The sequence below is a fragment of the Rhodococcus sp. no. 34 genome, assembly GCF_054589475.1.
In genome coordinates this window covers 53,245-66,326 of the sequence record NZ_BAAILK010000026.1, presented here as the reverse complement: position 1 = coordinate 66,326, position 13,082 = coordinate 53,245, and the positions used below count along the sequence as shown (strand labels likewise).

The 13,082-nt window shown below is 61.8% G+C and carries 12 protein-coding genes and 1 pseudogene; 5 read left to right on the top strand and 8 right to left on the bottom strand.

Annotated features, from left to right (window positions below):
- A pseudogene (locus ACYP01_RS09440) lies at positions 1 to 355 on the bottom strand (roadblock/LC7 domain-containing protein); the annotation flags it as partial.
- A 704-nt stretch (positions 356 to 1,059) separates the two neighbouring features.
- On the opposite strand from ACYP01_RS09440, the gene ACYP01_RS09435 reads away from it, so the two are divergent.
- Positions 1,060 to 1,530, top strand: a complete 471-nt coding sequence (locus ACYP01_RS09435; protein ID WP_003945723.1) for a hypothetical protein — start codon at positions 1,060 to 1,062, stop codon at positions 1,528 to 1,530.
- Positions 1,531 to 1,537: 7 nt separating this feature from the next.
- Here ACYP01_RS09435 and ACYP01_RS09430 read toward each other — a convergent pair whose 3' ends face one another.
- From ACYP01_RS09430 to ACYP01_RS09420, 3 genes are all read right to left on the bottom strand, one after another.
- Entirely contained in the window at positions 1,538 to 2,461 is a 924-nt protein-coding gene (locus ACYP01_RS09430; RefSeq protein ID WP_003945794.1) for a DUF2797 domain-containing protein, read from the bottom strand.
- Positions 2,462 to 2,526: 65 nt separating this feature from the next.
- The gene (locus ACYP01_RS09425) at positions 2,527 to 3,183 is read right to left on the bottom strand and encodes a DUF305 domain-containing protein (protein ID WP_007734614.1); all 657 of its coding nucleotides are present in this window, start codon (positions 3,181 to 3,183) and stop codon (positions 2,527 to 2,529) included.
- Positions 3,180 to 4,745, bottom strand: a complete 1,566-nt coding sequence (locus ACYP01_RS09420) for an LVIVD repeat-containing protein (RefSeq protein ID WP_003945495.1) — start codon at positions 4,743 to 4,745, stop codon at positions 3,180 to 3,182. The genes ACYP01_RS09425 and ACYP01_RS09420 overlap by 4 nt, the downstream gene beginning before the upstream one ends.
- A 178-nt stretch (positions 4,746 to 4,923) precedes the next feature.
- Between ACYP01_RS09420 and ACYP01_RS09415 the strand changes: the two genes are divergently transcribed.
- Positions 4,924 to 5,511: a TetR/AcrR family transcriptional regulator gene (locus ACYP01_RS09415; protein WP_228401948.1), complete on the top strand. Its 588-nt coding sequence runs from the start codon at positions 4,924 to 4,926 to the stop codon at positions 5,509 to 5,511.
- 45 nt (positions 5,512 to 5,556) lie between these two features.
- The gene (locus ACYP01_RS09410) at positions 5,557 to 6,693 is read left to right on the top strand and encodes a GIY-YIG nuclease family protein (protein ID WP_042452510.1); all 1,137 of its coding nucleotides are present in this window, start codon (positions 5,557 to 5,559) and stop codon (positions 6,691 to 6,693) included.
- Positions 6,694 to 6,773: 80 nt separating this feature from the next.
- Here the strand turns inward: ACYP01_RS09410 and ACYP01_RS09405 are convergent, their stop codons facing one another.
- The 4 genes from ACYP01_RS09405 to ACYP01_RS09390 form a co-directional block, all read right to left on the bottom strand.
- Entirely contained in the window at positions 6,774 to 7,991 is a 1,218-nt protein-coding gene (locus ACYP01_RS09405; protein ID WP_459679610.1) for a Dyp-type peroxidase, read from the bottom strand.
- Positions 7,984 to 8,484, bottom strand: a complete 501-nt coding sequence (locus ACYP01_RS09400; protein WP_003945769.1) for a copper chaperone PCu(A)C — start codon at positions 8,482 to 8,484, stop codon at positions 7,984 to 7,986. The genes ACYP01_RS09405 and ACYP01_RS09400 overlap by 8 nt, the downstream gene beginning before the upstream one ends.
- A gap of 25 nt (positions 8,485 to 8,509) precedes the next feature.
- Positions 8,510 to 9,940 carry a PepSY-associated TM helix domain-containing protein gene (locus ACYP01_RS09395; RefSeq protein WP_459679608.1) on the bottom strand — a complete coding sequence of 477 codons (1,431 nt, stop codon included), beginning with the start codon at positions 9,938 to 9,940 and terminating at the stop codon, positions 8,510 to 8,512.
- Between the two features lie 108 nt (positions 9,941 to 10,048).
- Positions 10,049 to 10,579, bottom strand: a complete 531-nt coding sequence (locus ACYP01_RS09390) for a hypothetical protein (RefSeq protein ID WP_459679606.1) — start codon at positions 10,577 to 10,579, stop codon at positions 10,049 to 10,051.
- Between the two features lie 220 nt (positions 10,580 to 10,799).
- On the opposite strand from ACYP01_RS09390, the gene ACYP01_RS09385 reads away from it, so the two are divergent.
- Both ACYP01_RS09385 and ACYP01_RS09380 read left to right on the top strand, forming a co-directional pair.
- Positions 10,800 to 11,507 carry a hypothetical protein gene (locus ACYP01_RS09385; protein WP_208689824.1) on the top strand — a complete coding sequence of 236 codons (708 nt, stop codon included), beginning with the start codon at positions 10,800 to 10,802 and terminating at the stop codon, positions 11,505 to 11,507.
- Positions 11,508 to 11,816: 309 nt separating this feature from the next.
- Positions 11,817 to 12,983: a MinD/ParA family ATP-binding protein gene (locus ACYP01_RS09380; protein ID WP_003945525.1), complete on the top strand. Its 1,167-nt coding sequence runs from the start codon at positions 11,817 to 11,819 to the stop codon at positions 12,981 to 12,983.
- Positions 12,984 to 13,082 lie beyond the last annotated feature (99 nt).

Below are 13,082 nucleotides of genomic sequence, written 5' to 3'. Positions count from 1 at the left end.
TGGGGGTCTGTTCGCCCAGCTTGTGGCGGGCCAGTGCCAGGTTCGCACGCGCACGGTCCAAAACGAGGTACACGAACAGCGTCGACAGTCCGGGCGTCTCGAGGACGCGAATGAGGTGGTACTGGTTGCTCAGGGTGATCAGGATGTCTTCCAGGGTGTCGGTAATCCCCAAGTTACTCATCGTGCGGAGCTTTGCTCGCACAACCTCGGAGTTGCCGGCGCCGGCGTACTCGAGGCTGAATGACGGGTTGCCGCTCATGCCGAGAACCATTCCGCTGTCGGCGTCGACGACGGCTGCACCGCTGGCACCGTCGATGCGCATCAATTCGCCGAGGATCTTGTCGATGTTGCTCATTGCTTCTCCTTGGTAGGGCCGAGTCGCGCGGGGCGACTCCAGGTGATGCTTCGGTGGTGAAGTCATCGGTACATTTCGAGGTGGAATCGTTGGTTGCGGCGTCGGGAGTGGGTCGGGCGGCAACTTTTCAGTTTGGGAGATTTGTGGGCTCGTTCCGTTCGGTGCAGATGGGCGGCCATTCGACGACTCGAATTCGTCGATGCGGTCTGCGGGTAGCCAGCCGTCTCCGGCGGGTGCGTTGAGTGGCCGTCTCGTATCCGTCTCGTAGTCCGGGGCCGGCGGCTGGAGTTGCGGATACACCGGTGCGGTCAGCGGTCGCTTGTACGGAATCGGCTGACCACCCGCGTCGGCGACGTTCGCGAACCAGGCGGCGTACCCGGGGTCGCTGCGATCGAGGTTTTGCCCGCGATCGTCGTCTTCCTCGCGGGAACCTCGTCGACGAAAAAGTCCCACTCGTTCCAGCCCCTTATAGACGAACTATTTCCGATCGGAGCGTTCCGGATGAACGCGGCAGACCGGACAATCCCACCCGTAGTTATTTTGCAGTTAAGTCACCGTAGCATGGGTTCGCGAACGGGGCATACAGTCCAATCCCGCAGTCGGGAGGGCGAGGCGCTCGGATTCGGCCGGATGCTCGGGCAATTGGCGCTGACGGGCGATGCCGGTCCGTTCGAACGCCAGTGGCCCTCTGGCATCCTTGAGGGATGAAGAAAACGATCACCGGGTTCATCGGTGCCTGCTCGCTGGTGGCGCTGGTTGCCTGCGGTTCAGACGGAGACAAGCCGACCGAGGTCGGAACACTCACTTCCTCTGCTTCGGCGACCACCACAGCGACGTCGACGACGTCATCCGAGGCTCCGGCGACGTCGTCGGAAATACCTACCGAGACCCCTTCGGTCGACTCGAGTGCTCCGGCTGAGGTCCCGTCCGACCCGAATGTGAGTTCGGCGCTGCCACGGACCTACGCGCAGGCGTGTTCCGACGTTCTCCGGTACCTCGACGCATACCAGCCGGCCATCGACGAGTCCGGAGAGGAAATGGGCATGACGCGTGAATCATTGGCAAACGACATGCTGACCTCCATCCAGGCTTATCCCGAATGGTCGAGCCTGTCTGCCGACGAGCAGGCCGAGGTCACTCGCGGATTCGCCGCAGCGACCGCGGGAAGTTGCTGACCTACTTTCAGAACAACGATTCCTGAATTGCCACGCCAGGGGACTCGAACTCGCCGACGGTGATGGTTCGACCGACCAGTCCGGACACATCCGCGACGAAGCGTGGCGATTCAGGATCGGGGTCGATCCGCAGCGAGGCGATCGAACCGGCAAGGCCCTCCAGATACAAGGAATGTTCCCCGGACTCGAAAGTGTGCGGATACGCGATCAACGGTGCCGCATCGAAGACCACGTCAGCGCACGCCGGCGCCGTCCATTCTTCGGGAGCCTCCAGGATCTCGATTCCGTCGATGTCCGATCCGATGTCATTCAGCTCGTCTTTGATCGACGATACGAAGTGGTGCAACGACTTTCGTAGTTTCTCTCGATCCAAGGGACCTGTCAACGCTTCGATCTTCCGAGACGTACGTATTGCCTGGCTCAAGTGGAAGTGCTCCGAAACTCGGGCTTCGAGGGCGCGAATGCTGTAACCGTCCGTCGACCGCGCTACGAACAATGCGCAGACTGCCCCTTGTTCGGCGACTCGCGGATGCTTGCGGAACTCGGACGCCGTCCCCACCTTCATCTGGCCGCCGGCGAATACGTCGACGTAGAGCCATTGTGGTTGTGCGAGGTAGGTACGCACATTCGGATGAATGTGCGCGCCGCTGACGTGTGCCTGATGAACCGTGGTGAACCCCTCACGATTTCGGCATCGGTCGCATTGGCGTCCTGCGGTGACCGTCGCCCCGCGGTCGCACGGCGAGTGTCCTGGACCTTCGGCGGTGAGATCTCGCCAGCCGAGGCAGCGGCGGCCCTTCGTCTCGTCGACGGAGAATCGCAGCACCGAGTCGTGAGTGAAGAAGGTCGTAGCGGAAGTGGTGTCGTCGACGCATCGGATCCGCGGTGCTGTCGGGTTCGACCAATCGATTCCGCGAACAAGCAGGGTCATGATGAAGTGTCGATTCCTTCTGTAGTTCGCAGGTCGACACCTATGGTAGTCACTGCACATGCGGGTCAGTGCAGTGGTTGTGCCCCACGTTGTTCGAGCATCAGCGTCATCAGCCCGGATTCCTGACTCTGGGTGTTGATCATGTCGCGGGCGGACTGTTTCACCGGCCCGCTCTCGAGTAGGGCGTCGGCGGCCTGCGCCATGGCGATCCCGCCACGGTGGTGGCGTTCCATCAGTTGAAGGAAAAGGACCTCGGCGTCGAGCCCGCGAGCGCTGCTCAGTTTCTCGAGTTCTTCGGTCGTAGCCATACCAGGCATGGAGTCGGTCTCGGTGTCCAGCGTTGCCGGGTGATGACGAGAGTCGCCCGCGCCGCTCGGCGACGCCTCCATCCACGCCATCGGCGTTCTACTGTTCGGCGGGACACCGGCCAACCTCAGCCAACCGAGCATGACACCGATTTCCGTTCGTTGAACATCGTCGATCTGCTGGGCCAGTCTCGTCACCGCCGGGTCCACATCGGGACTCAGACGCGCGAGAATGAAGAGGGCCTGTTGATGGTGGGCCGCCATGTCGTGCACGAATCCGATTTCGGTTTCGCTCAGAACAGCTCTCTGCGTGTGGTTCTCGGGTGCGAACAGCGGACGTAGTGCTGCGCCGAGTACGAGCAGCATCAGTGCTGCAGCCACGAGTGCGACGGCTTTGACCGCTCGTGGCGCCGTCATGATCCCACGGTCGTCTTCTGGTCAGCCGGTGGTGTGTAGACACCGTTTTCGAGTTGCATGGCAACAAAGCCGTTGTCGGCGCACGTCGCCCACAACGTGGTCCCGCGCCATTCGGGCGGGGAGAAGCACCAATCGGTCGAGATGTCGCCGAGAGCGACCATGCCCGACCGCGAACTCAGTGCTTGGCCGGGGTCGAACTGGCCCTGCGCGATCGACTGCGCGATTGCCGGGGTGCTGAGAACGGGTACCCCGATGAGCGACGCGAGAGCGTGTGGCGAGTTGGCGAGTTCGAGATTGCCGCCGGTCCGAGCAGGTGGGTTGAAGTACGCAATTTCGTGGACGTCGAAGGGATCTCGAACATCGAAGACCCGAATCCCGCTCGAGATCCATCCACATGCCAGCGCCGTCGGGTCGACCGGGCGATCTGCCGAACAGTAGTGAGATTCGTACGCGAACAGCGATCCGCCGGCAGCAGACGCCAGCGCAGCGTCTTGATTCTCCGGCAGATTGATTTCGAGCTTCACCGAATTGACGACCGACGGTTCGTCGTCATCGGAGACGTCGATCAATTTGACTCCGCCGGAACCACCTTCGTCGACGGTGAACAGGTACGGCGAACCGTCGTAGGTGACCGGAATGCTGTGTTGGGTGGCCCACCCGTCGGTCCACGAGAGCTGGGACAGTTGGCGCACCCGAGGATTCGGGACGCGGCGCTGAACCTCACTGATGTCGAGGACATGTATTCCGCCGAGATTGTTCGACAAGTACATGCGATTTCCGTCGGGACTGATTCCGAAGCCGTGCGTCGACAACCCGATGAGGTCCTGCCAGACGACGCGTGGGTTGGCGGGATCGGTGAGATCGACGGCGCTCACCACGCCGGGAGCGGTGCCGGAAGACCAGTAGGTGTTCCCGTCCGGTGAAAATCCTCCCTCGTGATTGGTGATGGGCAGCAGCATCCCCAGATCGGTTCCTGGTCCGGGGTTGAGTAGTTTCGGGTGCGCGCAATCGGAGATGTCGTAGACCGACATCAGGCCGACGCCGGTCAAGAGCGGAACGCCCGTGCCCACCAGCAGCTTTCGCGCGGTGTTGACCTTGAGGCTCTCCCACGTTCCGGCCAGCATCGCGGGTTCGGTCAGCGTGGCGGTGAGAGCGGGATTGGCAGGATCCGATACGTCGAGAACTTGGACGCCCTGTGCGGGGCCCAGGAGGTTCCCGGGGAAGAAACTGCCGACGTACGAGCAGTGTTCGAAGTTGGTGGACGTGATCCCGCCGCCGCGACCCGAGTAGCCGCCGATCTGAGACATGTTGCAGCTGTAGCCGTCTCGGCTGCGTCCGCTGTTTCGGTCCTCGGCCGGAACATCACCCTGCAACCCGGTCTCGGGCATCGATCCCGGGCCGCATTCGGCGCGGCTTGCGGCGGTGGAAGCGACACCCGGATTCTCGTGGATCGAGCCCGGGGCAGTGGCGGGCTCAGCCGACGCGACGCACACGGGAAGGACGGTGATCAAGGCGACGAGTGCGATGGCAGATCTGGTTCTGATGGTCGTGAACGATTTCATCGAGTCCAACTCCCGGTGCGGGATTGCCTTTCGTATCTCACGGGCAGACGTATCTCACGGACAGGCAGCACGGAGGGCAGGCGCGTGTTCGAGCGCTCACGACGATCGGGTCGGGGTGTGAACCGGTGTCGGGCCGCAACCAACCGGACAATGCTGTCCGGTTGGTATCGTAGTGTGCGTGACATCGTCTGGCCGCGTCAATAGCGGATCTCTCAACAGAGGGCCGAGAGATGCGGCGCGCAATCGTGCGGCACTCGTCTCAGCAGCTCGTGAGGTGTTCGCCACTCAGGGTTTTGCTGCTCCGCTCAGCCTGATCGCCCGCACGGCCGGCGTCGGTCAGGGCAGCCTCTACCGGCACTTTCCCACTCGCGAAAGCCTCGCACTCGCGGTGTTCGACGAGAACATCGTCGAGCTGCAAGATATGGCTGCCGATCCGGATTCGACTCTCGACGATCTTTTTCGATTGTTGGTAGACCAGATCACCACCTCCATCGTGTTCGTGGAGGTCATCAAGCCCGTCTCCTTCGGCGACTCACGACTGAATTCGGCAGGCACCCGTCTGACCGATCTCCTCGAAGGACGGCTCGAGGAGGCGCGTCGAGCTGGGAAGATACGCGAGTCCGTGACTGCTGAGGACGTGATCCTGGCGATCGCCATGTTCGCCGCGATCATGGAACGGACTGCCGAGAGCTCGCGAAAAGAAGTCGCGCAGTCGGCCTGGAACCTACTTGTGCAGGGACTGGCCGGGCCGGCAGCGGCGGGCTGAGTCGCGTTCGCCTCGCGTCTCGAGGTGATCGCCTAGGCTCGTGGCATGGCTATTGTCTGGACAGTTCCTCGCGCTATCGGCTCCACCTTGCTCGTTGCTCCGTTGATCAAGGAGTTCCTTGTCGAGGGTGACGGCACCCTCGATGCAAAACTGACTGCGGTCGGTACGGTCTCTGCATCTCTCGAGAAGCAAGTCGGCCGCACGTTCACCTCGATCAGCGCTGCTTCGGCGGCAATCTTTTCCGGTGCTGCCGGTTCCACCAGCGTGCCAGACGCACTACGTCTGGCCGTGATGCGCACTCTGTCCACCGAGGTCGTCGTCAGGAAGCCGGCTCCGCAGCCGTTCTCCGAGAAGGTCGGTAAGAGACTGGGGCAGTACGTCTTTGCTTTGCGTGACCCGCGTAACGACCAGGTGTTCCATGTCGGGCACGGCACGGGAAATCAAGTATTCGCGCCGGTATTCGAAGCGCTCGGTGAACTCGCGAACCTCGAAGGAGCGGACGCTCCGGTCGAGTCGAATGCCGCTGTGACGGCAGCCAAGATCGCTCGGATCCGCGAGATCTACGACGCAGGTTCGGCGGTGGAGCACTTCGTACTCCTCCGCTCGGTCTCTGCCGCCACGGATTCGGCCGCCACTACCGACGAGGTCGTCCGAGGCATCGTGGAAGCCTTGCGGATCACCGACGCGGGAGAGGGTCTGACCAATCTCGCAGGCGATACCTCGGACAAGGACGCCCGTGCGACGCGCGTCGAGGAACTCGCATTGCGCTACTCGGCTGATCCCGCGCCGGAACTCCCGACGCCGAGCATCGTCCTCCACGTACCGGCCTCCGCCCGTCCGGGAGCAACGCCGGAAGAGATCTACGAACTCGCGCGCGCCGAGTGGTCTGCCGGTGCGGCCGTTCGTGCCGAGATCGGAATCCCCGTTCTGGTGTTTGCCGACAGCATCATTCGTGGTGCCTTCCGTGCTCAGTCATGGGAGGTGTCCACCCGCAATGCCGACGGAAGCCAACTGTGGCGGTTCAACGGAACCGTCGACGACGAGCTTGCTGCCAAGTACGTCGGAACCGAGGTCACCCCACACAACGTCGGACTGAAGAAGTGGCCCGTCAGTGGTTGGGTCACGAGGTTGACTACCGCCCGTCCAGGTGCGGTCATGCCGGGACCTCGTAAGTCCAAGTAACGCAACAACTTCAGGTAGAAGGCATTGTGGGGGCGGGATCCGTTCGGATCCAGCCCCCACAATATCGTTGCCCGGGGTTGTCAGCCGAGCAATCCGCTTCCCAGATAGTCGTTCTCGGTGCATCCCGGCGGAATGAGATACACCGCAGAACCGATCGGCGTCGTCCACTCGTTGAGTGCGTCGAAGTCACTCAATCGCTGTTGGACCGGTAGATATTGCTCGGCGATGTCCCGTTGGAATGCTGCGAAGATCAATCCCGAATTCGAGGTCTGCCCGCTCTCGGGTGCGTCGTCGTAGTTGTATGCCCGACGGAAGAACTGCTCCTTCTCATGCGTCTGGTGGGCTCGCGCGATGTGTGATCCTGGCGGGATCACCGGAATCCCGAACTTGTCCGTGAGTGTGAAATCCGCTTCGTCGAATTCGTTGGTTCCGTTGAGCGGAGCGCCATTGGACAACGTGCGCCCCATCGTGAGTTCGCGCCCCGAACGGTCGAGTTCGTCCCAGGTATCCATTTCCATGCGAATGCGTCGCAGTACCAACGAGGTTCCGCCCGCCAGCCACGACTGACCCGCGCCGTCGTGCCAGATCAGTGAATCGAAATCCACTGTTCCCGGAGCAGGATTGACGGTCCCGTCCACTTGGCCCATGAGATTGCGCATCGTGGTTCCCTCAGGCGTGGTGCCGCGAGCGTTGCGGAATCCCTTTTGCGTCCACCGGATGGTTGTCAGTGATCGGACGTTCTTGGTCAGAACTCGCACAGCATGAGCAATGGTCACCGGATCGTCGCCACAAATCTGCAGCAACAGGTCCGATCCGCCCCATCGATCGTCAAGTCGGTCGATCGCGTAGTTCGGCAACGGCTCGAACCAGTCCGGTTGACGTGCTTGCAATCCCAGCTTGGTGAACAGGCCAGGGCCGTAGCCGACGGTCACTGTCAAGCGTGCCGGATCCACAGCCAGTTCCCGTTCGGTGTCCGCCAACGCCGGGTTGCCCGCGGTGAGCCGTGACGCATCCTCGGACCACATCTTCATGATTCCGACGACGACTGCTCGATCGGTTCCAGGCAAGAGGTCGAACCCGATGAAGGTGCCGTGCGCTTGCGGCGTGGTGTCGATGCCGGCTTGGTGGACTCCGTAGAACGGTTCCACCAGCTTGCCTGCTTGCTGCTCCTGTTCGCTGCGCTCGACCACTGTGGTTGCGCCCCAGGTTATTCCCGCCACGCCGAGCGCGGCGGCGCCTCCTCCGAGAAGGCGCCGCCGACTGACTGCTCGGCTGGGCGGGTTCGTGTTCTCAGCCACCGTGATTCGGGTCGTAGTTCTCCTGATTACCGGAGAAGTCGCGAATCTGGGCTGTGAACGTGGTGCTGGAACCGTCGTCGTAGATCAAGGTGAGGTCGGTTTCTGCGCCTGGGAGCAGCGGCGCGGACAGGTCCATGAACATGAGGTGGTCACCGCCCGGGGTGAGGGAGGCGGAACCGTTGGCAGGGACCAGGAAACCGCCGTCCTTGGGACGCATCGTCATCGTTCCGCCGTCGCCGGTCACGACTTCGTGCAGTTCGAGTCGAGACGACGCGGGGCTGGTGGCCGAGACCACGCGTACGTCCTTGTCACTGGAGTTGACGAGTTCGGCGAACGCCGCGCTCATTCCTTCCGGCGCGGCCTTGACCCATTGATCCTGAACTGTGATGGATTGTGCAGCTTCGGTTTCCTTGTCGGAGTTGGAAGAACAGCCGGTCAGGGCGAGAGCTGCGGACAGTGCAACAGCTGCGAATATCTTTGTGCGAACAGTCATGTGTGTCTCCGTAATTCGTGAAGTGTCAGGTGGTGGCACGGCGTTTGAACGCCGCAAGGCACAGGTCGATCTGCAGGAATGCGAGAAGGCTGATGCCGAGTAGCGGAACGAACCAACCGACCAACGCCGTGATCGCGACGAGCGCAACGAGGCCGACCGGGGAGAGGTTGCGGATTCCGCCGCGGGCAGGAACCCGGCCGGCTGCCCAGTCGGAGCCACGAGTGGGGCGTCGGCGCCACCACATGATGTAGCCCCGAATGACCACGCTGACCAGTGCGAGTGCCAGTGCGGCGAGTGCGATCTGGTTGGCAAGACCGAACAGCAGGCCCATGTGGAGTTGGATTCCCCAGGCCGAAAGTTTGGCTGCGAGTGGCCAATCCGAGAACCACAACTCGTCGGTGACCTTTTGCGTCGCTCCGTCGATTGCGATGGTGTTGTTGCTGTACACCCAGGGCTGACGTGTCTGGGCGACGGTGAACGCCGTCTCGGCGTTCGCGGGTATCGATACTTCGACAGGACCGGTGATCCCGTTGTACCTGGCGATACCGAGGACGGTGTCGACGCGTCCGACGTTGGTGTCCGTCAGCGTGCCGGTGGCGGCGGGGGCCATGTCGTGACCCTCGTGCCCGCCTGTCGCCGGAGGGGGAGCGTCGCCGAGAGTTTTCACAACTGAGGGCGTCGTCCAACTCAACGCGGTTCTCAGATTGCTGACGTTCTCTCCGGCGTAGGTCGACCACGTGAGGCCGGTCGCCGAGAGGAAGACCAATGCAACTGCTATCCAGATGCCGACGACACCGTGCCAGTTCAGGGTCCGGCTTCGTCCGGTGGATGCTCGGTCGATCGTGAGCAGTCGAGCGTTCCGGGCGGTGCGGTAACGACGGAACCAGAGGTAGACACCGCCGAGTGCGACCACCCACATCCACGACGCGGCCAATTCGCTGTAGAGGCGGCCGGGTTCGCCCAGATGAAGGTTGCGATGCAGTTGGGAGATCCAGGTTCGCAGCGGCAGCGAACCACTGCTTCCGTAGACCGCCAACTCGCCGACCGGCTGTGCGAGTACCGGATCGACGAAGACGGCGAGCCTCTCCGATTCGCCCAGTGACGGATCGGTGAACAGGACTCGGGTGGTTTCGCCGGCAGCAGGGGACGGACGTACTGCCGAGACGGTCAAGTCGGGGCGGTACTGCTGAGCGGAACGGATCTGGTCGTTCAGTGACGCGATCTGTCCGGTGGTGTCGGTCTGGAGGTAGTCGCTGTAAACGAACTTCTCGATGGTGGGTGCCATCGCGTAGAGGCCACCGCTCAAAGCGGCGATGAGGATGAACGGTCCGATCAGGACGCCGGCGTAGAAGTGCAGACGCAGGATCAGTGGTCTGGCGCCGCCAACCTGCTTCTTCGGCGGAGAACTGTCGTTGGACGCGCGCGTCTGTGCGCGCTCCAATTCGGGTGCGGACATGCGTGTACTCGATCCCGCCGTGCGCCTTTGTTAACCGCCCGCGGTTAATAAAGGCGCACAGCAAAGTGGCGCACGTAATCACGTGCGTGAAAGGAAAGGGGAGGTGAGTTACACGAATGCCGGTGGGCCGCGAGTGCCCAGGCCAGAGGTGAGAAGTTGACGCAGAACAACTTTGGCGCGGTATCGAGTACGTGCAGCGAACGGTGACGGTTCAGCTGCCCACGGGCGCAATAGAACGGCGACGATTGCCGCTACCGTCGATGCGGCCACGACGTATCCGCGTTCTGCGCCGCGGATCAGCACTGCGCACACTCCGACGGCAGCGATGTGTGCTGCGAGCATCGGAAGGGACAGGAGCAGGCCGTGTTGATGATCCGAAGCGATGGTCAACGTCGCGTGACCGATGGCCTGACCCGCAGCGAGCATGAGGGCGAGAAAGAGCGCGGGGGAGCGACGGGTGTCGATGGACGTGACCACCGCGCCGACGCTCGCGCAGGCGAGGATCAGCAACACGACAGCGCTTTCGGACGGGGCCATGCCGCCGCCACCGAGCGCGTGGGCTGCGACGGAAACCGCGCCGGAGGTGCCGCCCACGAAAGCACCGCGCAGCTGCGCGACATCTTTCGGACCCGGCGTCATACGCGAAAGGATACAGGCGCCTACTACCGGGCTTAGTAGGTGATCGGTCGGGATCGTTTCGGTGGCCGACCGACGAACGCGTTAGGTGGGGGATTTGTCCGATTCGCCAAACTTTGCCGAGGACCGGGTGAAACAAACGTGACGGTCATTTTCCGGTGCCAGACTTGGCTCTGGTCGCCGGCAACGGGTCGACGGCAGGGCAAACACATAGGAGAGTTTCATGAGGCGTCGATTCTTTGCGATATTCGCCCTGATGGGTGCGTTCGGTCTCCTCCTGTCTTCGGTGGCCTCGGCGGACCCGGTCACACGCTCCGTGTCGGGCACCCTTGTCAACTCGTGTAGCGATACTGGCGATCCGGTCGGGATATGGATGGTCGTATGGGATGGCTCGACGCAGATATCCTCGGCCACTGTCGGGGTGGGTGGCGCATACACGATCACGAACGTTCCTCCGGGCAATTACACGGTCAGTCCATACTCGCCGGCTGGATGCGGATCCGTACCCGACAGGACGGCGGTAGATCTGACGACGTCCGACGCGACCGGGATCGACTTCGAGTTGGTGAAGGTGTTCAGCATCGTCGGAACTGTCACTGGGTGTCCGGGTGCTGACGGGGTCGGGGCGTCTGACGTGACGTTGAATCTCCTCGATGCCGGCACGCAAATCGCGACGACAACGACGGATGATTCCGGTGACTACTTCTTTCAGTACAAGCCGGCCAAGGACGGCTATTCCGTAGAAGTGGTTCCCGGCAGCGGATGCGGTGCCGATCCAGCAGTAATTCCGGTGAATCTGAGCACGAATGACGTCACCGGTGTCGACTTCGCGCTCACTGCCGACGGCTGCGATACGGGCAGTTCGTTCGGAAGTGTGGATCTGTCGACGATTTTCGGAAGTCTCGGTAGTTCGGAATTCTGCAGCAGCTGAACACTTGTCCATGAAGGGAGGGTGATCGCCGAGGCGATCGCCCTCCCTTTTCTCGTTTGTTACCAAGGGATTTGCCCTGACATTGCGGAAGGCTGTTTCTAGCGGCAGATGAAGATATCTGTGCCGCATATCGTTACGACGTTCGTATTTGCTGAGATCGGCACAAGCTTGGGGACCAAAGTCATCGAAGTGCGGGTGTAACGGTCTGTTGTGCCACGACGGTATTGAGCAGAGAACGGCAAGCCCGCCAGAGTGATAGCGTCCGAGAGGCTATGTCCGAAATGATTCCGAACTCGACCTAGGAAAACGGTGCGCAGCGATAACAACGGTTCGAATAACGGAGTCCTGGGGAACAACTCCGGAACGACTCAGGGCGACGGCCATTTCGACGCGTCCGACGACGGCTATGCAACGTCGATTCGAACCGTCACCTTCACACCACAATTCGACGAGCCTGCAGCAAAACCGTTGCCCAGTCAGCGGATGCGCCAGCAACGTCGTGAAGAGCCGACCGATTTTCGGACCTCGACGCCCAGGCCTATGACCTCCGTCGACGACCTGGACATCATCAAGCGGGCGAAGCGTCCACCCGAACGCGGTTTGGGCAGTGTGTTGTTCAAACTCACCGGGGGCCGGATCAACACTGGGCAGTCGGCTGCCGAACTCGAACACCAGGCTCTCGTGCGCCGTGCCAACCGAACGGTGCGCGGCGTGTACAAGATTGCTTTCATCTCACTCAAGGGTGGAGTGGGGAAAACCACGGCGGCCAAAACTGTCGGTTCGACGTTCGCATCGATCCGTGGGGATCGAATCGTAGCCATCGACGCCAATCCCGACCTGGGGACTCTGGCTGATCGCGAACGACGTGAACATCACCTGACCGTTCGTGATCTGTTGGCCGACGGTGACATTCGTACGTACAGCGATGTTCGCTACTACACCTCGCAAGGCGACAGCCGACTCGAAATCCTTGCGAGTGAGGCAGATCCGGAAACTTCGGAGTCGTTCAACGAGCAGGACTACCTCGATACTCTCCGAATTCTCGAGGTGCACTACAACATCGTCATCACCGACTGTGGCACCGGAATCATGCACTCGGCCATGTACGGAATTCTCGACGAAGCAGATGCTTTGGTTGTCGTCAGCCCGACAGCTCAGGATGGTGCCCGTAGTGCTGCAGCAACGCTCAGTTGGCTGACCAAGCACGGATACGCAGATCTGGTGAGCAGGTCGGTCGTGGCGATCAATTCGACGCGGCCGGGTTCGTCTTCGCTCGACCTCGATCAACTCGAGGACGTTTTCGCTCAGCGTGGAGTGCGAGCGGTCAAGACGTTGCCCTACGACGATCACCTGGGCGAAGGCGGTCCGATCGACTTGAAGTTGTTGAACAAGCGCACGGCACGGGCATATCTGGAACTCGTCGCAGCAATTGCCGATGGTTTCCCGGACTCGGTGGGCAAGCACGCTTCTCGATAGAACGTGCTCGCCACCGAATCTGATCAGCAGGCTCTGGCGTTCAAGGGTGCCGAAGTATCGCGCCGTATCCGTCGGCGAGAACGAGGCGTTCGTCGATCT